This window comes from Streptomyces sp. NPDC058239 (assembly GCF_042882185.1).
GTDB lineage: Bacteria > Actinomycetota > Actinomycetes > Streptomycetales > Streptomycetaceae > Streptomyces.
In genome coordinates this window covers 176,072-196,090 of the sequence record NZ_JBHVWS010000007.1, presented here as the reverse complement: position 1 = coordinate 196,090, position 20,019 = coordinate 176,072, and the positions used below count along the sequence as shown (strand labels likewise).

General features: G+C 69.5%; 13 protein-coding genes. 10 read left to right on the top strand and 3 right to left on the bottom strand.

What is annotated here, in order from left to right; genetic code table 11:
* Window positions 1-113: 113 nt before the first annotated feature.
* The 4 genes from ACFVYE_RS11990 to ACFVYE_RS11975 all read left to right on the top strand — a co-directional run bounded on the left by ACFVYE_RS11990 (window position 114) and on the right by ACFVYE_RS11975 (window position 3,321).
* Window positions 114-1,397 carry an NAD(P)/FAD-dependent oxidoreductase gene (locus ACFVYE_RS11990; RefSeq protein WP_389605282.1) on the top strand — a complete coding sequence of 428 codons (1,284 nt, stop codon included), beginning with the start codon at window positions 114-116 and terminating at the stop codon, window positions 1,395-1,397.
* A gap of 152 nt (window positions 1,398-1,549) precedes the next feature.
* Window positions 1,550-1,924, top strand: coding sequence for a hypothetical protein (locus ACFVYE_RS11985; RefSeq protein WP_383973639.1), 375 nt, complete (start codon window positions 1,550-1,552; stop codon window positions 1,922-1,924).
* Window positions 1,925-1,930: 6 nt separating this feature from the next.
* Window positions 1,931-2,260 (top strand): hypothetical protein, encoded by a 330-nt coding sequence (locus tag ACFVYE_RS11980; protein WP_383973641.1) that lies wholly within the window; start codon window positions 1,931-1,933, stop codon window positions 2,258-2,260.
* 38 nt (window positions 2,261-2,298) lie between these two features.
* Window positions 2,299-3,321, top strand: coding sequence for an alcohol dehydrogenase (locus ACFVYE_RS11975; protein WP_389605280.1), 1,023 nt, complete (start codon window positions 2,299-2,301; stop codon window positions 3,319-3,321).
* 31 nt (window positions 3,322-3,352) lie between these two features.
* Here ACFVYE_RS11975 and ACFVYE_RS11970 read toward each other — a convergent pair whose 3' ends face one another.
* Complete coding sequence (locus ACFVYE_RS11970) at window positions 3,353-3,808, bottom strand: hypothetical protein (protein WP_389605278.1); 456 nt, start codon at window positions 3,806-3,808, stop codon at window positions 3,353-3,355.
* A 256-nt stretch (window positions 3,809-4,064) separates the two neighbouring features.
* Here ACFVYE_RS11970 and ACFVYE_RS11965 point away from each other — a divergent pair, with 256 nt between their 5' ends.
* Together ACFVYE_RS11965 and ACFVYE_RS11960 are read left to right on the top strand one after the other, a co-directional pair.
* Entirely contained in the window at window positions 4,065-4,979 is a 915-nt protein-coding gene (locus ACFVYE_RS11965) for a TetR/AcrR family transcriptional regulator C-terminal domain-containing protein (RefSeq protein ID WP_389605276.1), read from the top strand.
* 162 nt (window positions 4,980-5,141) lie between these two features.
* Window positions 5,142-7,172 carry a M4 family metallopeptidase gene (locus tag ACFVYE_RS11960; protein WP_383973647.1) on the top strand — a complete coding sequence of 677 codons (2,031 nt, stop codon included), beginning with the start codon at window positions 5,142-5,144 and terminating at the stop codon, window positions 7,170-7,172.
* Between the two features lie 86 nt (window positions 7,173-7,258).
* On the opposite strand, the gene ACFVYE_RS11955 is transcribed toward ACFVYE_RS11960, so the two are convergent.
* Window positions 7,259-8,491, bottom strand: a complete 1,233-nt coding sequence (locus ACFVYE_RS11955; RefSeq protein WP_383979851.1) for an alginate lyase family protein — start codon at window positions 8,489-8,491, stop codon at window positions 7,259-7,261.
* A 202-nt stretch (window positions 8,492-8,693) separates the two neighbouring features.
* On the bottom strand, window positions 8,694-11,297 hold the full coding sequence (gene glgP, locus ACFVYE_RS11950; RefSeq protein ID WP_383972859.1) for an alpha-glucan family phosphorylase: 2,604 nt from the start codon (window positions 11,295-11,297) through the stop codon (window positions 8,694-8,696).
* Window positions 11,298-12,021: 724 nt separating this feature from the next.
* Between glgP and ACFVYE_RS11945 the strand changes: the two genes are divergently transcribed.
* The 4 genes from ACFVYE_RS11945 to glgB all read left to right on the top strand — a co-directional run bounded on the left by ACFVYE_RS11945 (window position 12,022) and on the right by glgB (window position 19,995).
* Window positions 12,022-14,073 (top strand): alpha-1,4-glucan--maltose-1-phosphate maltosyltransferase, encoded by a 2,052-nt coding sequence (locus ACFVYE_RS11945; RefSeq protein WP_383972861.1) that lies wholly within the window; start codon window positions 12,022-12,024, stop codon window positions 14,071-14,073.
* Window positions 14,070-15,776, top strand: coding sequence for a maltose alpha-D-glucosyltransferase (gene treS, locus ACFVYE_RS11940; RefSeq protein ID WP_383972863.1), 1,707 nt, complete (start codon window positions 14,070-14,072; stop codon window positions 15,774-15,776). The genes ACFVYE_RS11945 and treS overlap by 4 nt, the downstream gene beginning before the upstream one ends.
* Before the next feature lie 238 nt (window positions 15,777-16,014).
* On the top strand, window positions 16,015-17,415 hold the full coding sequence (locus tag ACFVYE_RS11935; RefSeq protein ID WP_383972866.1) for a maltokinase: 1,401 nt from the start codon (window positions 16,015-16,017) through the stop codon (window positions 17,413-17,415).
* Between the two features lie 144 nt (window positions 17,416-17,559).
* The gene (gene glgB / locus ACFVYE_RS11930; protein WP_383972868.1) at window positions 17,560-19,995 is read left to right on the top strand and encodes a 1,4-alpha-glucan branching enzyme; all 2,436 of its coding nucleotides are present in this window, start codon (window positions 17,560-17,562) and stop codon (window positions 19,993-19,995) included.
* Window positions 19,996-20,019: the final 24 nt, after the last annotated feature.

Sequence of the window (20,019 nt, the reverse complement as noted above, 5' to 3'; positions counted from 1 at the left end):
GACCTGATCACACATCACCCGATCCACTGCTTTTTACACTGATCATGTGCCTGACAGCAGTACACTGCACGACTTCCACCAACGGCACCACACCCGAAAGGGGCGATCAGCGCATGCCCAAGCCTGAGAGCGCGGTGTACGACTACGACGTCGTCATCAGCGGAGCCAGCCTCGCCGGGAGCACCGCGGCGATCTTGCTCGCTCGACGCGGTGTCCGCGTGGCACTGCTGGAACGCCGCTCCGACCCCGAAGCGCACAAGGTGCTTTGCACCCACTCCATCACAGCCAACGCCTACCCGGTGCTGGACGAACTCGGCCTCATCCCCGCGCTCGAGAAGGCGGGAGCCGTCCGCAACGAGGCCCGCTGGTACACCCGCTGGGGATGGATCGAGCCGAGGGCCGCGTCGGCGGGCCCCGCGCTGCCGTACGGGTACAACATTCGGCGTAGCACCCTCGACCCGTTGATCAGGTCCCGTGCGGCAAAGACCCCTGGCGTCGATCTGCTCCTCGGTCACCATGTGACCGGGCTGGTCCGGGAAGCCGGACGAACCTCGGGGGTGCGCGCGTCGACACCACAGGGCAAGCGCGAGATCCGGGCCCGCCTGGTGGTCGGCGCCGATGGCAAGGACTCGGCCGTGGCGAAGTTCGCCGGGGTGCCTGCTCGGCAGTACGAGAACATGCGGTTCGGCTATCTCGCGCAGTTCCGCGATCTTCCGCTGCACGGCGGGATCAGTCACGCCTGGTTCCTGGAGCCCGACATGGCGTACGCGTTTCCGAACGACGACGGGGTGACGGTCATCGCGGTGCTCCCGGACAAGAAGCGGCTGCCGGCCTTCCGGGAAGACCTGGAGGGCAGCTTCTTCGAATTCGTCCGCGCCCTGCCCGAGGCACCGCCCATCGACTCCGCCGAGCACATCACGAAGATCACCGGCACTGTCAACTACCCGCTTCACAGCCGCAAGCCGACCGCACCGGGCGTCGCGTTCATCGGCGACGCCGCCCTGACCGGCGATCCTCTGTGGGGAGTGGGATGCGGGTGGGCTCTGCAGTCCGCGCAATGGCTGGCAGAGGCGGTCGCCTCGGCCGCAACCGGTCGCGGCGACCTCGACAGGTCGCTCGTGGTGTACGCACGCAGACACCGGCGCCGACTGCGCGGTCACCAGCTCCTGGCCGCCGACTACGCCAAGGCCCGCCCGTTCAACCCCATGGAACGGCTGATGTTCTCGGCGGCAGCGCGCGACGCATCGCTGGCGCGGCACATGCATCTGTTCGCATCCCGCCTGATCGGTCCGCTGCGTTTCTTGAACCCCCTGGCACTGGCCAAGGCTTCGGCCGTCAACATCAAGCATCGTAGGGCGGCTGCACCACCCGCGCAGCAGTCACGAACAGGATCATGACCGGCTCCCCCCGTCGGCTCAACGCTTCAGTTGACGTGTCTCGCCAACTGAACGCTCGGGAGGAGGTCCCCGTCAGGAACTCCATGACGGACAGGCTCTGAACCGCCACAACTTCCCTGTGCCGGGCGGAAGGTGTGGATAGGTTGACGGGTGTGGACACCGAATGGACCTGGGCGCACTACAGCGACGACAACCCGTTCTCCGCACCGCTGAGCACCGGCGAGGACTACCCCACCGAGGAGCAGGCCAGACAGGCGCTCGCCCGCTACATCGCCGCGCTCGGCTCGCCGCACCTGGTGGACGTCGAACTGGCGCCGCCGCGCCGTCGCCCACGTCGCCCGTGCGGGTCGCGCGGAGCAGCCATGAGCAGGGTCGGGGACTGGCGCGGCCGTGCGCGGGGCTCCGCGCTTCCCGGGCGGTCAGACGGTGCCAGGTCTGCCGCGACCTCTCATCACTGTCCGCCAACGCCATTGCCCTGCGGGGATTGCAATCGCTCGGGGACATTCCTGATCCGGAACAGCCTGTAGGCCGCGGTGGACCGTCTGGCGCTCACCATCCTCGTCTTCGCCGTGGCGCAGCTCCTCCTGACCCGTTGCGCCGGCTACGCAGGACACCACTTCGGTGAGCGGACCCTGGCGCGCATCCGCGAGCAGTTCGCCGGCCGGGTGCTCGCGCCGCCCGCCCCGGTGGTCGAGCGGGCCCACGACGATCTAGGCAGCCGACGGCGCCTACGTCGTGCTCCGGCGCTCCTGGCACGGCGAAGGCCCGCCTTCCTCCTGAGCCGGCGACGCGCGGCCGCGGCGGGGCCCGCCCCTCGCCCGCACCACTCGGCGCGCGCGATCGGGCCGGAGCTGGTCTGCTGATTCCGGGGGCCGTCCACCCGCATCCCGGAGAGATCCAGATGAGCGTCTATCGAGCCGCACAGGTCACCACCGCCGGCGGTCCGTTCGAGATCGTCGAGCGCGAGGTGCCGCAGCCGGGCCCCTGTCACGTACGGGTGGCCGTGGATGCCTGCGGGGTCTGCCACAGTGACTCCTTCTTCGTGGACGACGCGGTTCCGGGCGTACGGTTCCCACTGGTCCCCGGGCATGAGATCGCCGGGCGGATCGAGGAGCTCGGTGAGGGAGCGCAGAACGCCTGGCAGGTGGGCGACCGCGTGGCGGTGGGCTGGTTCGGCGGCAGCTGCGGCCACTGCACCCCCTGCAGGCAGGGCGACTTCATCATGTGCCGGAACCTGAAGGTTCCCGGATGGGCGTACGACGGGGGCTACGCCGAGACGGTGATCGCGCCGGTGGACGCCCTGGCCCGCATCCCCGACGCGCTGGCGGCGACCGACGCGGCGCCCATGGGCTGCGCGGGGGTGACCACGTACAACGGGCTGCGGCGCAGCTCCGCCCGGCCGGGCGACCTGGTCGCCGTGCTCGGCATCGGCGGGCTCGGCCACCTGGGGGTGCAGTACGCGGCCGCGATGGGCTTCGAGACCGTGGCCATCGCCCGTGGAGCAGCCAAGGCCGACTTCGCCAAGGAACTCGGCGCGCACCACTACGTCGACAGCACGGCGGACACCTCCGTCGCGGACGCGCTGCAGGCCCTCGGCGGCGCCAGGATCGTCCTGGCCACCGCCGCCAACTCCGCGGCCATCACGGCGACCGTGGAAGGGCTCGCCCCCCGCGGTGAGCTGGTGGTCATCGGCGCGGCTTCCGAGCCTCTGGGGATCAGCCCGAATCAGCTGATCATGAGCGGCAGGGTCGTCCGGGGCCACCCGACGGGCACCGCGCAGGACGTAGAGGACACCATGGCGTTCAGCGCCCTGCGAGGAATCCGCCCGATGACCGAGACCGTGCCGCTGGACGGGGCCGACGAGGCGTACCGGAAGATGATGTCCGGTGCCGCCCGCTTCCGGATGGTGCTCACCACCGGCTGACGCCCCCGGCCCCGCGCAGGGGCGCCGGTCTTCACCGCGGCCGTCGCTTCTGCTCGGTACGGACGTCGCTGCCCGCTCCGTCGGCCGGTACGGAGCCCGCGCCCCGGAGCAGGGCGACGGAGAGAACGGCGACACCGGCCGCGGCCATGTTCATGCTGTGGGTGAAGGCCCGGAAAGCGGCGGAGAGCACCGTTTCCCGCAGCTGGTACGGCAGCTGCCGGGCCACCGCGACCGCACCCGACAGGGTCTCCCGCGCGGCGTCGCGTACGGCGGGCACCGTACTGCTCATGCCCCGGCCGTACACGGCGGCGCCGGCCGAACCGAGCATCGCCGTCCCCAGGGCGCCGTCGAGCTCCTGACCCGATTCGAGGACGGCGGCAGCGGGGCCCGCGCGCTCGGGCGGTGCGGCGCCGAGGGCGAGTTCATTGGCGAGCGTCATCGCGGAGACCAGCCCGCCCGCGTAGACGGCGGACCCGGCGAGTGTCATCCACAGCGGCGATTCCGTCCCGATCCGGGTGAGTGAGAGGAAGCCCGGGGCGGCGGGCTCGGGCGCGCCGGTGCCGCAGGCTGATACGGGCGGTGCCGGGATGTGCGGTCCTGAGGTCGTGCCGGGAGCACAGCAGCCGCCGCGCGTACACCGCAAACACCGCCGTGGTGCACCTCTCGACGGACTCGTACGGCCTGTCGTATTACCCGATTTGACGGGGCGTACGCCGTCTCCGGTGCACTAGTACAGTGCACCGGTGCAGACCGAACCGCCCTACCTCGGCATCGCCGGTGAGATCCGTCGCCGGATCGTCTCCGGTGATCTCGCCCCGGGCGACCGGGTGCCCTCCACCCGTGCGATCGTCCAGGAGTGGGGTGTCGCCATGGCGACCGCCACCAAGGCGCTGTCGGTGCTGCGCGGCGAAGGTCTCGTACGGGCGGTGCCGGGTGTCGGCACGGTCGTCGTCGAGCGTCGCGCTCCGGGGCTCGCCGGCCCGGGGGGCGGCCCCGCCCTGAGCCGTGAGCGCATTGTGCGTACGGCCATCGAACTGGCCGACGCCGAGGGGCTGCCCGCGGTGTCCATGCGCCGGGTCGCGACCACGCTGTCCACCTCCACCATGGCGCTGTACCGCCATGTACCGGGCAAGGCCGAGCTGGTGCGGCTGATGTCGGACGAGGTCTTCGGTGAGCGCCCGCTGGGCGCCGCGCCCCGTGACTGGCGGTCGGGGCTGGAAGTCGCCGCCCGGTGGCTCCGGTCGGTGTACGGGCGCCATCCGTGGATGGCTCAGGCCATGGCTTCCTTCACCCGGCCGACGGCGTCCCCGCGCGCGATGCGGTACACGGAGTGGGTACTGCACGCCCTGACGGGCACGGGGCTCTCGCCGCACACGATGCTGCACATCCATCTCACGCTGTTCGCCCATGTCCAGGGACTGGCCATGGCCGCCGGCATGGAGGCACAGGCGCGACAGGACACCGGGCTGTCCGACGCGGAGTGGATGGTAAGAAATGAGCCACAGTTCGACGCCATCTCGGCCAGTGGCGACTACCCGTTCCTCAACTCTCTGTTCGAACACGATGAGTTCGAGCTCGACCTGGACTCGCTCTTCGAATTCGGCCTGCGAAGGACGCTGGACGGCATCGCGGTGATGATCGGCGAAACGTCCGCTTAACGAACATGACCTTTCCGGCAACGGACGAGTTCCGGCCAACTTGTTGACGCGGTCCTGACAGAACCGTCTTCCGGCTGACACTCTTCACCCCGTTCTGCGCACTTCTCGCTCACCCCGTCGGCTCACCCTGCCGCCGGTACCCCCCTCGCAGAAGGAGTCCGCGTGAGATCCACGCCCAGCCGTCGTGCCACCGCGACCGGCGCTCTGATAGCCGCAGCAGCCCTCCTCGCCGTCGGAGTCCAGACCGGTACGGCCACTGCCACTCCCGGCAGCGCCACCGCAGCGGTACCGGCGGCCGCCGGCGCCGACCACGGTGCCCTGGCCAAGCAGCTCACCCCGTCCAAGCGCGCCGAGCTGATCCGCGAGGCCGACGCGACCAAGGCGGCCACGGCCAAGGAGCTCGGTCTCGGCTCTCAGGAAAAGCTCGTCGTCAAGGACGTCATCCAGGACAACGACGGCACCACGCACACGCGTTACGAGCGCACCTTCGCAGGACTTCCGGTGCTCGGTGGCGACCTTGTCGTCCAGGAGACCAAGTCCGGGGCGACCGAGGGCGTCACCAAGGCGTCCAAGGTCACCAGCGGCCAGCTGAAGGCCGTGGACACGACGGCCGATGTCGCGCCCGCCGCAGCCGAGAAGCAGGCACTCGGACTCGCCAAGGCCGACGGCTCCAAGAAGACCGAGGCCGACCGGGCACCCCGCAAGGTGGTCTGGATGGCGCAGGGCAAGCCGCAGCTCGCCTACGAGACCGTCGTCGGCGGGCTCCAGGAGGACGGCACCCCGAACCAGCTGCACGTCATCACCGACGCCACCACCGGCGCGAAGCTGTACGAGTGGCAGGCCATCGAGAACGGCACCGGGAACACCGAGTACAGCGGCCAGGTCACCCTCGGCACCGCACCGTCGTACACGCTGACCGACACGGGCCGCGGCAACCACAAGACGTACAACCTGAACCACGGCACGTCCGGCACCGGGACGCTCTTCTCCGGCTCCGACGACGTCTGGGGCGACGGCACCCCGCAGAACGCCGAGACGGCGGCCGCGGACGCGCACTACGGCGCGGCCGAGACCTGGGACTACTACAAGAACGTGCAGGGCCGCACCGGTATCCGGGGCGACGGCGTCGGTGCGTACTCCCGCGTCCACTACGGCAACAACTACGTCAACGCCTTCTGGGACGACAGCTGCTTCTGCATGACGTACGGCGACGGCAGCGGCAACGCGAACCCGCTGACCTCCCTCGACGTGGCCGCGCACGAGATGACTCACGGTGTCACCTCCGCCACCGCCGACCTGGTCTACAGCGGTGAGTCCGGTGGCCTCAACGAGGCGACCAGCGACATCTTCGCCACCGCGGTCGAGTTCTACGCCAACAACGCCACCGACAAGGGCGACTACCTCATCGGTGAGAAGATCGACATCAACGGCGACGGCACCCCGCTGCGCTACCAGGACAAGCCCAGCAAGGACGGCGCGTCCAAGGACTCGTGGTACTCCGGCATCGGCAACGTCGACGTCCACTACTCCTCGGGCCCGGCGAACCACTTCTTCTACCTGCTCTCCGAGGGCAGCGGCGCCAAGGTCATCGACGGCGTCTCGTACGACTCCCCGACCTCCGACGGTCTGCCGGTGACCGGCATCGGCCGCGACAAGGCCGCCCTGATCTGGTTCAAGGCGCTCACCACCAAGTTCACCTCCACGACGAACTACGCGGCGGCCCGCACCGGCACCCTCGCCGCGGCCGGTGAGCTGTACGGCACGACCAGCGCCGAGTACAAGTCCGTCGCCGACGCCTGGGCCGGCATCAACGTCGGCTCGCGCCCCGGCGGCACCGACCCCGGCGGCACGGTCTTCGAGAACACCACCGCCGTCGCCATCCCGGACCACGGCTCGGCCGTCACCAGCTCGGTCAACGTCACCGGCCGCACGGGCAACGCGCCCAGCACCCTGAAGGTCGGCGTGGACATCACCCACACCTGGCGCGGTGACCTGGTCATCGACCTCGTCGCCCCGGACGGCACGGCCTACCGGCTGAAGAACTCCTCGTCCGCCGACTCGGCGGACAACGTCCAGACGACCTACACGGTCAACGCCTCCTCCGAGGTGGCCAACGGCACCTGGAAGCTCAAGGTCCAGGACGTCTACTCGGGTGACACCGGAAAGATCAACAGCTTCAAGCTGACCTTCTGAACCCGGAGCCGGGCCTGACCCGGCCGAGCCGCCCGGGAGGAGCGCACGCTCCTCCCGGGCGGTTTCCTGTTCGCGGCAGGATCGGGTCAGTTGGGGTTGTTCGCGTGGGTCAGGGTCTCCCAGGCGACGAACAGGTTGTTGGACCCGGCGGGCCGCTGCTGCTCGGTGAGGGTCTGGGTATTGGTCATGGCGATGCCCATCCGGTTGTGCAGGGCGTTGAAGCCGACCTCGGTGACCGGGCCCAGGCTGTCCTTCAGGGTTCCGCCGCACAGCGACGCCGGGACGGCCGCGCCGAGCTGGTACTTGGCGTGCAGCCCCAGTGCGTGGCGCAGACGGTCGGCGATCTCGGGGTAGAGGTCCTGGCCCTGGATCCGGCTGGTCTCGGCGATGTGCGAGATGGCGGAGAGTCCGTAACCGGTGTGGGTGAGATCGCGGCAGGTCTCCTGGGAGAGGCCGTCCATGAAGGTCGACTGGCCCTGCCAGTACTTGATGATCTCGTCGCGGGTGTCGAGGCCGCTGCCCGGCGCGGTCTTCGGCAGGGCGCCGTCGGAGGTCAGATAGATGTACGCGGGAACGCGCCCGCGGAACTTGGCGACCGCCTTGTCGTAGGAGGTGCGGTCCTCCAGGAAGACCGCGATGCCGATCGCGGCCTCGGTCATGCTCAGCTCCCAGTTCCCGTTGCTGTTGGAGCCGTTGATGACCTTCGGGAGATAGACGTTGCGCAGCATGGTCGCGAAGCGGCCGGAGTTCGGCCAGCTGCTGTAGGTGTACTTGATGATCTCGGCGGCGCGCGGCCAGGAGGAACCGGCCCAGCCGGTCTGGAGCGGGGCGTTGCTGTTGGTGTGGTCCTGGATCACGGCCGACCATGCGTCCATGATCTCGACGGCCTTATTGGCGTAGCGGCTGTCCTGACCGATGTACCAGGCCAGCGAGAGCGTGTAGGCGGCGATCGCGTCCTCGCGCTCGTCGGTGCAGCCGTAGTTGGGGTTGGAGTACGAACCGCACTCGACGACGGCGCGCGGCTTGGCGGTGCGGGTGAGCGATGCGTACTTGCTGGCCAGCATCTGGTCGTACGCACCCTTCCAGGGCTGCGCACCGGCCTGCACCTTCGCTCGTACGAAGTCGAGTTGGGGGCGGCTGACGAGGACGCCGGGGTGGGTGAAGGAGGCGGGGGCGGCGATCGCGGCGGGCTTCATCGCCGGGGGGTGCGCGCCGCGGGCGGCCCTGTCCGCCGATGCGGGCGCCATGAAGACCACGGTGATCAGCGATGCGAGAGCGGTGGCGAGACCGAGGCCTCGCCGAAAAGATCCGGTGCGCATGTGGGGTGCCTTCCGGTACGAGGGGCGGTTCAGCAACTCGTCGGACAGCCAAGGAAGTTCACGGACGTGGACATCGAATCGAGTTGTGAACTCTGCAATGAGTGAGGAACTTAAAGGCATCCCATGGACACGTCAAGGCGTTGGGTTCAGATAACGAAGGGGCCCGGCACCGCGCAGGTGCCGGGCCCCACAGGACGGTGCGTCAGCGCATCAGCAGACCCGCGCCGTCACCCATCGCCTCCGTGGGCAGTGCCACCAGGCCGAGTTCCGCGCTGGTCGCCAGCAGCGGATGGGCGGGAAGCACCCGCACCGTGTAGCCGTACGGCCCGGTGCGATCGAGGGCCAGCGGACCGTCGTACAGCCAGCGGCCCTCCAGGTCCTGGCCCCCGGCGGGCTTCAGCGGGAAGACCTGGGCGTCCGAGATCCCGTCGGCGGCGTCCACCCGGCCGGCCACCGCCTGGACCTCCACATCGGCCGGCTCCAGCACCCCGAGGGCGATCCGCACCCGCAGCACCAGCGTCGACCCCAGCTCGGCCGAGCCGCCCGCCGTACTGGGCGCCGCGGCCTCCACATGGTCGACGGCCACGCGCGGCCAGGCGGCGCGGACCCTGGCCTTCCAGTCGGCGAGCTGACGGGCCGTGCCGGGATCCAGCGCACGCTGGGCGATCGCGGCGGGCGCGTACAGCCGTTCCACATACTCGGACACCATGCGACCTGCCAGCACCTTGGGCCCGAGGGTGCCCAGCGTGCGGCGGACCATCTCGATCCAGCGCTCGGGGAGCCCTTCGCCGCCCCGGTCGTAGAAGCGCGGCGCGACCCTGTCCTCGATCAGCTCGTAGAGAGCACCCGCCTCCAGATCGTCACGGCGGTCCTCGTCCACGGCCAGACCGTCGGCCGTCGGGATCGCCCATCCGAAGTCCGGCTCGAACCACTCGTCCCACCAGCCGTCGAGGACCGAGAGATTGAGGCAGCCGTTGAGCGCCGCCTTCATGCCGCTCGTACCACAGGCCTCCAGGGGGCGCAGCGGGTTGTTGAGCCAGACGTCGCAGCCCGGGTAGAGCTTCTGCGCCATGGCCATCCCGTAGTCCGGCAGGAACACGATGCGATGGCGCACCCGGGGGTCGTCGGAGAACCGCACCAGCTCCCGCACCAGCCGCTTTCCGCTGTCGTCGGCGGGGTGGGCCTTGCCTGCGACGACGATCTGGATCGGGCGGGTCGGGTGGAGCAGCAGTTCCCTCAGCCGGTCGCGGTCGCGCAGCATCAGCGTCAGCCGCTTGTACGAGGGCACTCGCCTGGCGAAGCCGATCGTCAGCACGTCCGGGTCCAGCACGCTGTCGATCCAGCCGAGTTCGGCCGCTTCCGCGCCCCGGGTGCGCCACGAGGCGTAGAGCCGCTCGCGCACCTCGGTGACCAGTTGTCCGCGCAGGGCCCGCCGCAGGTCCCAGAGTTCCCGGTCCGGGACGTCGGCGGCGGAGTCCCAGCGTCCGGGAGTGCCGCCGTATCCCTTGCGCAGCCGGAGGATCTCGGGCGCGACCCAGGTGGGTGCGTGGACCCCGTTGGTCACCGAGGTGATCGGGACCTCCGCGGCGTCGAAGCCCGGCCACAGCCCGGCGAACATCTCGCGGCTGACCGACCCGTGGAGGGTGGAGACCCCGTTGGCCCGCTGGGCGAGCCGCAGCCCCATCACCGCCATGTTGAAGAGCTCGGGCTCACCGCCGGGGTGGGTCTCCATGCCCAGTTGCAGGATGCGTTCGACACCCACTCCCGGGAGTTCGCCGTCGTCCCCGAAGTGCCGGGCGACGAGTTCGCGGTCGAACCGGTCGATCCCGGCGGGCACGGGCGTGTGGGTGGTGAAGACCGTGCCGGCCCGCACGGACTCCACCGCGGAGTCGAAGTCCAGCCCGGTGCCGGAGAGTTCACGGATGCGTTCGAGTCCGAGGAAGCCGGCGTGCCCCTCGTTGGTGTGGAACACCTCGGGCGCCGGATGCCCCGTGAGGCGGCAGTACGTCCGCACGGCCCGTACGCCGCCGATGCCGAGGAGCATCTCCTGCAGCAGCCGGTGCTCGCTGCCGCCGCCGTACAGCCGGTCGGTCACCTCGCGTTCGCCCGGCGCGTTCTCCTCCACGTCGGAGTCGAGCATCAGCAGCGGTACGCGTCCCACCTGGGCCTGCCAGATGTGGGCGTGCAGGGAACGGCCACCGGGAAGGGCGAGGATCACCCGGCACGGGGTTCCGTCGGCTTCGCGGATCAGGGTGAGCGGCAGCTCGTTCGGATCGAGCAGGGGATAGTGCTCCTGCTGCCAGCCGTCGCGGGACAGGCTCTGGCGGAAGTAGCCGTGCCGGTAGAGCAGGCCGACCGCGATGAGGGGAACGCCCAGATCACTGGAGGCCTTGAGATGGTCGCCGGCGAGGATGCCCAGCCCGCCGGAGTACTGGGGCAGTGCGGCGGTCACGCCGAACTCGGGTGAGAAGTAGGCGACGGCGGCCGGCAGCTCTGCTCCCTGGGCCAGCCGCTCCTGGTACCACCTGGGACCGTCCAGGTAGTCCCGGAGGTCTGCGGACACCTCGGTCAGCCGGTGCAGGAACTGCTGGTCCAGGGCCAGCTCGGCGAGTCGCCCGGCGGATACGGCACCGAGCAGCCGCACGGGGTCGCATTCCGCCGTCCGCCGGGTCTCCGGGTCGACGGCCTGGAAGAGCTCACGGGTCTCCGTGTGCCAGGACCAGCGCAGATTACGGGCGAGGTCACTGAGTGGTTGAAGGGGATCGGGGAGGACGGGACGCACGGTGAATCGACGAATGGCCTTCACGTATTCCACCTTTACAGGGGACGTACGAATCCGAGGGGACGCACCACGGTGTGCGCCTCTTCGTCACCCTCGACGTTAACGGTGGCCGTACGCCGCAGCCACGGCGCGCGACCGGCTCACAGCGCGTGCCGCCTGCCGGGTCGCCCACCCCGTTTCCGCCCCGTGGCGACCTCCCGCCTCATCCGCCTCCGGGGCCCCGAACGGCCGGTCCAGGCACATCCGCCGCATAGGTAATGGCCGATTCCATCCCCTCGTTCGGTCTTGTGGCACTTCACACCAAGGGGAAAGCTGCCCAGTGGCGTCCACAGGGGCGTCGGCGGGCCCCGCGCAGGCGGGGCGGCGCTCGGCGCATTCAGGTCGTCACAGATACGCCCGAGTAGTTAACACACCACCGGATTGGCCCCCCGAGAAGCATGGGAAGGCTTCTCCGGTACACAGCCCGAGTGCATCCCGTGACCACGCGAATGCCGCCCGAATGCAGCACGAATGCGAGGCACCTGCGGGACCGGTGTTCAGCCGGTTTACATCCGCGCAACACATCCGCACCCCAGCTATTCGAGTGCCATTCGAGTGAATGCGGACAGGAGCGGCCATGCCCACACCCCATCAGCCGTCAACGGAGCAGCTAGAAAGGACGGACCCCGTCGGTCGCGGTGCGCGCATTTCGCCCTCCGCGGCCGCAGCGCGCCCCGTTCAGCCCGAGCCTCAGTCCCCAGGTGATTCCATGATCGGTCGCATTCCCGTCCTCGACGTCCGTCCCCTCGTCGACTGCGGCAGAAGGCCCGCCAAGGCCGTTGTCTCAGAGACCTTCCAGGTCACCGCGACCGTCTTCCGCGAGGGTCATGACGCCGTCGCCGCCAATGTGGTCCTGCTGGACCCGAGCGGGCGCCCCGGTCCCTGGACGCCGATGCGCGAGCTCGCCCCTGGCACCGACCGCTGGGGCGCCGATGTCACCCCGGTCTCCGAGGGCCGCTGGACGTATACGGTCGAGGCCTGGAGCGACCCGGTCGCCACCTGGCGCCGGCACGCCGTGATCAAGATCCCGGCGGGGATCGACACCGCGCTCGTCCTGGCGGAGGGCGCCGAGCTGTACGAGCGGGCCGCCGCAGGCGTACCCAAGCGGGACGGGCGCGAGGCGGTGCTGGACGCGGCCGACGCACTGCGCGACGGGTCCCGCCCTGCCGCCGCCCGGCTCGCCGCGGCGCTGGCCCCCGAGGCGCAGGCCGCGCTCGACCGTCACCCGCTGCGCGAACTGGTCACCGCATCCCGCCCGCTTCCTCTGCTGGTCGAGCGCCGGCGGGCCCTGTTCGGCTCCTGGTACGAGCTGTTCCCCCGCTCGGAGGGCGCCAGGGTCGAACCGGCCGAACCGGCCGGGGCGAAGAAGAAGGGCAGAGCGGGGAAGCCGGGCAAGGCGGCGGAACAGCCGGCGAGGATCATCAGCGGCACCTTCCGTACGGCTGCCGAGCGGCTTCCCGCGGTCGCCGCCATGGGTTTCGACGTCGTCTATCTGCCGCCCGTCCACCCCATCGGAACCACCCACCGCAAGGGCCCCAACAACTCGCTGTCCCCCGCTCCCCACGACGTGGGCGTGCCCTGGGCGATCGGCTCGGCCGAGGGCGGTCACGACGCGGTCCATCCCGAGCTGGGCACCCTCGACGACTTCGATCATTTCGTCGAGACCGCCCGCACCCTGCGCATGGAGATCGCGCTGGATTTCGCACTCCAGTGTTCTCCCGACCATCCCTGGGTCGAGAAACACCCCGAGTGGTTCCACCATCGCGCCGACGGCACCATCGCCTACGCGGAGAATCCGCCGAAGAAATACCAGGACATCTATCCGATCGCCTTCGACAAGGATCTGCGCGGCCTGGTCAGGGAGACGTTGCGCATTCTGCGCTTCTGGATGGATCACGGGGTAAGGATCTTCCGCGTCGACAATCCACACACCAAACCGGTGATCTTCTGGGAGAAGGTGATCGCCGATATCAACCGGACCGACCCGGATGTGATCTTCCTGGCCGAGGCATTCACCCGGCCCGCAATGATGAAGACGCTCGCCGCCATCGGCTTCCAGCAGTCGTACACGTATTTCACCTGGCGCAACACCAGGCAGGAAATCACCGAGTACGTCACGGAGCTGTCGGGCGAATCCGCCTCCTGCATGCGGCCCAACTTCTTCGTGAACACCCCTGACATCCTGCCGGGTTACCTCCAGGACGGGGGCCGTCCGGCCTTCGAGGCGCGGGCCGTTCTCGCCGCGACGCTCTCCCCGACCTGGGGCGTGTACGCGGGGTACGAGCTGTGCGAGAACACCCCGATCCGGCCCGGCAGCGAGGAGTACAAAGACTCGGAGAAGTACGAAATCCGGCCCAGGGACTGGGAGTCGGCCGAGCGCGAGGGCCGTTCGCTGGCTCCGCTCATCACTTCGCTCAACCGCATCAGGCGCCGCCACCCGGCGTTGCAGCAGCTGCGCGATGTGCACTTCCACTCCGCGGACAACGACGCGCTGATCGCGTACAGCAAGCGTTCGGGTTCGAACATCGTTCTGGTGGTCGTCAACCTCGACCCGCACCACACCCAGGAGGCCACGGTCTCGTTGGACATGCCGCAACTCGGCCTCGACTGGCACGAGAGCGTGCCGGTGCGCGACGAGCTCACCGGCGATACCTATCACTGGGGCAGGACCTTCTATGTGCGTCTGGAGCCGGGCGTCACGCCCGCGCACATCGTCGTCCTGCGACCGTCCCCGCCGACCGGAGGGTCACCCACACCATGATCGTCAATGAGCCCGTCCACGACCTGTTCGAGGACACCCCGGCCAAGGACCGCGATCCCGACTGGTTCAAGCGCGCCGTTTTCTACGAGGTTCTCGTCCGGTCCTTCCAGGACTCCAACGGCGACGGCATCGGCGACCTCAAGGGCATCACCGCCAAGCTGGACTATCTGCAGTGGCTGGGCGTCGACTGCCTCTGGCTGCCGCCGTTCTTCAAGTCGCCGCTGCGCGACGGCGGCTACGACGTGTCCGACTACACCGCCGTGCTGCCGGAGTTCGGCGATCTGGCCGACTTCGTGGAGTTCGTCGACGCCGCGCACCAGCGCGGGATGCGCGTGATCATCGACTTCGTCATGAACCACACGAGCGATCAGCACGAGTGGTTCCAGCAGTCCCGCACCGACCCGGAAGGGCCGTACGGCGACTACTACGTCTGGGCCGACGACGACAAGCAGTTCCCGGACGCCCGGATCATCTTCGTCGACACGGAGACGTCCAACTGGACCTTCGACCCGGTGCGCAAGCAGTACTACTGGCACCGGTTCTTCTCCCACCAGCCCGATCTCAACTACGAGAACCCGGCGGTGCAGGAGGAGATCATCTCCGCGCTGCGCTTCTGGCTGGACCTCGGCATCGACGGATTCCGGGTGGACGCCGTGCCGTATCTCTACCAACGGGAGGGCACCAACTGCGAGAACCTCCCGGAGACGCACGACTTCCTGAAGCGGGTCCGCAAGGAGATCGACGCGAACTATCCGGACACCGTGCTGCTCGCCGAGGCCAATCAGTGGCCGGAGGACGTCGTCGACTACTTCGGCGAGTTCCAGGCCGGCGGCGACGAGTGCCACATGGCGTTCCACTTCCCTGTGATGCCACGGATCTTCATGGCCGTCCGGCGCGAGAGCCGCTACCCGGTCTCCGAGATCCTGGCGAAGACACCGGCGATCCCGAAGAACTGTCAGTGGGGAATCTTCCTGCGCAACCACGACGAGCTCACCCTCGAAATGGTCACGGACGAAGAACGCGACTACATGTACGCGGAGTACGCCAAGGATCCACGGATGCGGGCCAACATCGGCATCCGGCGGCGGCTGGCACCCCTGCTGGACAACGACCGCAACCAGATCGAGCTGTTCACGGCGCTGCTGCTGTCCCTGCCCGGCTCCCCGATCCTCTACTACGGGGACGAGATCGGGATGGGCGACAACATCTGGCTGGGCGACCGGGATGCCGTACGCACCCCGATGCAGTGGACTCCCGACCGGAACGCCGGATTCTCCTCCAGTGATCCCGGACGGCTCTACCTCCCCACGATCATGGACCCGGTCTACGGCTACCAAGTCACCAATGTCGAGGCGGCGATGGCCTCCCCGTCGTCGCTGCTGCACTGGACGCGACGGATGATCGAGATCCGTAAGCAGAACCATGCCTTCGGTCTCGGCTCGTTCAACGAACTGCCGTCGTCGAACCCCGCCGTGCTCGCCTTCACCCGGGAGCACGGGGACGATCTCGTGCTGTGCGTGCACAACTTCTCGCGGTTCGCGCAGCCGACGGAGCTGGACCTGCGGTCGTTCAACGGGCGTCATCCGGTGGAGCTGATCGGTGGGGTGCGCTTCCCCGCCATCGGTCAGTGGCCCTACCTGCTGACTCTCGCGGGGCACGGGTTCTACTGGTTCCGGCTGCGGAAGGACGCACCGCCGAACTGACCCGACGTCGCTTCCCACCACCAACCGCGGGGCGGTTTCCGCCGCCCCGCACGGGGCACTCTCCCCCACATCGAACACTTCCGGTCCCTTCCGGGCCCCATCTGGCGTTTCGATCCCTTCGAGTCGAGTCCGTACGGACCATCCTGACCCGACACGTCCCGCACAGCCGGACAGCTATTGCCGCAATCCGGGACACTCTTCGCATCCTGTGGTGTGCCCGGGGAAAGGACGCGATGCCATGTCGGAGGCTGCATCCACTCGGGTCGCCCTGGCTGACAGCACAGCCCTGCTCCCGTCTCTCGCCCCCCTGCTGCACGAATGGCTGCCCCGGCAACGGTGGTTCGCGGGCAAGGGCCGGCCGATCACCGCGTTCTCGCTGGTGTCGGCGACCGAGATACTGCCGGTGGGCACCGATCCGGTCGGCGCCCGCACCGGGACCGGACTGCTCCATCTGCTGGTCCGGGTCCACCAGCCCTCCATGCCCGCGCAGTCGCCGGACGACTGTTACCAACTGCTGCTCGGCGTAAGGTCCGCACTGCCGCCACGGCTGGCTTCCGCACTCATCGGTCATGTGGCCGGAGGACCGCTTGCCGGCTGCACCGTCTACGAGGGACTGCACGACCCGCGCCTGGCCGAACTCCTGCTGGAACGATTCCGTACCCCCGGCACCCTCGGCGCGCTGCGCTTCGACCGGGGCGGCGCCCCCATCGCCGCGGGGCTGGCGCCGCGTGTGCTCGACACCGAGCAGTCCAACACCTCGCTCGTCTACGGCAACGCCTACATCCTCAAGATCTTCCGCCGGATCTTCCCGGGCACCAACCCCGATCTGGAACTGCCGCTCGTGCTCGCGCGCGAGGGCTGCGGACGGGTGCCCGCCCCCGTCGCCTGGTTCGAAGCCACCGCCCCGGGGTCACTCACCCTCGGCGTCCTGCAGCCGTTCCTGCGCGGCGCCGAGGACGGCTGGCAGCTCGCCCTGCGGGCCCTCGCCTCGGGCCATGACTTCACCATCGAGGCCCACGCGCTCGGCAGGGCCACCGCCGAGGTGCACACCGCGCTCGCCGCCGCCCTGCCGACGCCCGCCCTGCGCCGCTCCCAGACCGAGCATCTCGCCGCCGCGATGGTGCAGCGGCTGGAAGCCGCCGCACAGGCGGTACCGGCGCTCGTGCCGTACGTCCCCGGGCTGCGTACCGCCTTCGACGCGGTCGCCGCGCTGGGTCACCGGGGTCACAACTGGGCGGCCCAGCGGGTCCACGGCGATCTCCATCTCGGCCAGACGCTGCGCGCGGCCGACGGTTTCTGGTCACTGATCGACTTCGAGGGCGAGCCGGCCAGACCCCTGCCCGAGCGCCGCCGTCCGCAGCCACCGGTACGCGACATCGCCGGCATGCTCCGCTCCTTCGACTACGCGGCCCGCTCGCACCGCCCGTGGAACGCCGAGTGGGCGGCACGCTGCCGGACCGCCTACTGCGAGGGGTATGCCAAGGCCTCGGGCGTCGACCCGCGCAGCGAACCGGAGCTCTTGCGCGCCCACGAGACCGACAAGGCGGTGTACGAGGTGCTGTACGAGGCACGGCACCGGCCCGACTGGCTTCCGGTTCCGATGGCGGCGATCCAGCGGCTGGCCACCGTCGCCGACTGACGGCCCGGGTGCCGTCGCCCGTCAGCGGACCCGCCGTCGTCGCACCCGCACCCCGTCCGCCCCGCCCTGCCTCGTCCGTCCCCGCTGTTCCGCCCTGTCCGGTCCTGTTCCGCCCCGACAACACCCTCCGAGGAGGCTGTCCCTGTGACCGCCCGCAAGCCGTCCCGCAAAACGCCCGCCGCCACCGAGGTCCCCCAAGTCCCTGTGCTCACACCGGCCGAGACGGCACCCCCCGCGCCCCCGGCGGAGGTGGCCACCCCGCCCTCCCCGGAACCGAAGGCCCCGGCCGAGCGGAAGAAGCCGGCGGGCGGGCGAGCCGCCGGAACCGGTGACGGTGCCGCACCGCCACGTCCCCGCGGGGGCACCGGCAGCCAGGGAGTGCGGCAGGCGCGCCCCCTCGACGACGGCGACCGGGGCCGACTGCTCGCCGGTGAGCACCATGCCCCGCACGACCTGCTCGGCGCCCACATGGTCCGCGGCGGTGTGACCTTCCGGGTGCTGCGCCCGTACGCGCGGTCCGTGACCGTGCTCGCCAAGGGGCTGCGGGCGCAACTGCACGACGACGGCGACGGCCTCTTCTCCGGGCTGCTGCCGATGCCCTCACTCCCCGAGTACCAGCTGCTGGTCGGCTACGAGGACAACGAGATCGAGGTGCAGGATCCGTACCGTTTCCTGCCCGCGCTCGGCGATCTCGATCTGCATCTGATCGGCGAGGGACGCCACGAGGAGCTGTGGACCGCCCTCGGCGCTCAGCCCATGGAACACCAGGGGGTCGCGGGGACCCGGTTCACCGTCTGGGCCCCCGATGCCCGCGGTGTGCGGGTCGCCGGGGACTTCAACTACTGGGACGGCACCGGCTTCCCGATGCGTTCGCTCGGCTCCAGCGGGGTGTGGGAGCTGTTCCTGCCCGCGATCGGGGAGGGGGCGCTCTACAAGTTCGACATCTGCCGCCCGGACGGTTCGCACACCACACGCGCCGACCCGATGGCCCGCCGTACCGAAGTACCGCCCTCCACCGCCTCGATCGTGACGGCCTCGCACCATGAGTGGCAGGACCAGGAGTGGATGGCGCACCGCGGGGACCTACCGGTGCACGAGGCGCCGTTCTCCGTGTACGAGGTGCATCTTCCGTCCTGGCGGCCGGGACTCACATACCGCCAGCTGGCCTCCCAACTCCCCGCATACGTAAGGGATCTGGGGTTCACCCATGTGGAGCTGATGCCGGTCTCCGAGCATCCCTTCGGCGGTTCCTGGGGCTATCAGGTCACCGGTTTCTACGCCCCGACGTCACGCATGGGCACACCGGACGACTTCCGTTTCCTCGTCGACGCGCTGCACCGGGCCGGTATCGGCGTCCTCGTCGACTGGGTGCCCGCGCACTTCCCGCGCGACGACTGGGCGCTCGCGGAGTTCGACGGCCGCCCACTGTACGAGCACTCGGACCCGTCACGGGCGGCGCATCCGGACTGGGGCACGCTGGAGTTCGACTACGGGCGCAAGGAGGTGCGCAACTTCCTTGTCGCCAACGCCACTTATTGGTGCGAGGAGTTCCACATCGATGGGCTGCGGGTCGACGCCGTCGCCTCGATGCTCTATCTCGACTACTCGCGCGAGGACGGGGAATGGTCCCCGAACGAGCGCGGCGGCCGGGAGAACCTGGATGCCGTCGCCTTCCTCCAGGAAATGAACGCAACCGTCTACCGGCGCAATCCGGGCGTCGTCACCATCGCCGAGGAGTCCACCGCCTGGAACGGCGTCACCCGCGCCACCCACCACGTCGGCCCCGACGGTTTCGGCGGGCTCGGCTTCGGGCTGAAGTGGAACATGGGCTGGATGCACGACTCCTTGCAGTACGTGTCGAAGGAGCCGGTGCACCGCAAGTACCACCACAACGAGATGACCTTCTCGATGGTGTACGCGTACAGCGAGAACTACGTCCTGCCGATCTCGCACGACGAGGTGGTGCACGGAAAGCAAGCACTGGTCAGCAAGATGCCCGGCGACTGGTGGCAGCGTCGCGCCAACCACCGGGCTTACCTCGGCTTCATGTGGGCCCATCCCGGCAAGCAACTCCTCTTCATGGGGCAGGAGTTCGCCCAGGGCGCGGAGTGGTCGGAGGGGCACGGTCCGGACTGGTGGCTGCTCGACCCTTCGTACGAGGCGGAGAGCGACCACCGGGGCGTACGCACCCTGGTCGGTGACCTGAACGCGGTGTACCGCGCCACCCCCGCGCTCTGGCAGCGCGACACCGTCCCGGAGGGCTTCGACTGGGTGGACGGCGGTGCGGCTGAGGACAACACCTTCGCCTTCCTGCGCTACGACGCGCACGGCTCGCCGCTTCTCGCCGTCAGCAATTTCTCCCCGGTGGTGCGGCACGACTACCGCATCGGCGTCCCGGACGTCCTCGGTGATCAGGTCGCATGGGCGGAGGTTCTCAACACGGACGCCGCGCGGTACGGCGGCAGCGACGTACACCATCCCGGGCCGCTGAAGCCCGATTCGGTGGCCGCGCACGGCCGGCCCGGCAGCATCCTGCTGACGCTGCCGCCGCTGGCGACGGTCTGGCTGAAGCCGGTCTGAGTCCACCCTCGGGGCCCGCGGCCG

Bases quoted from the DNA above. Each gene is read 5' to 3' on its own strand.
- ACFVYE_RS11990 (WP_389605282.1), top strand. From the start codon at position 114: ATGCCCAAGCCTGAGAGCGCGGTGTACGACTACGACGTCGTCATCAGC.
- ACFVYE_RS11975 (WP_389605280.1), top strand. From the start codon at position 2,299: ATGAGCGTCTATCGAGCCGCACAGGTCACCACCGCCGGCGGTCCGTTC.
- ACFVYE_RS11970 (WP_389605278.1), bottom strand. From the start codon at position 3,808: ATGACACTCGCCGGGTCCGCCGTCTACGCGGGCGGGCTGGTCTCCGCG.
- ACFVYE_RS11955 (WP_383979851.1), bottom strand. From the start codon at position 8,491: ATGCGCACCGGATCTTTTCGGCGAGGCCTCGGTCTCGCCACCGCTCTC.
- ACFVYE_RS11945 (WP_383972861.1), top strand. From the start codon at position 12,022: ATGATCGGTCGCATTCCCGTCCTCGACGTCCGTCCCCTCGTCGACTGC.
- treS (WP_383972863.1), top strand. From the start codon at position 14,070: ATGATCGTCAATGAGCCCGTCCACGACCTGTTCGAGGACACCCCGGCC.
- ACFVYE_RS11935 (WP_383972866.1), top strand. From the start codon at position 16,015: ATGTCGGAGGCTGCATCCACTCGGGTCGCCCTGGCTGACAGCACAGCC.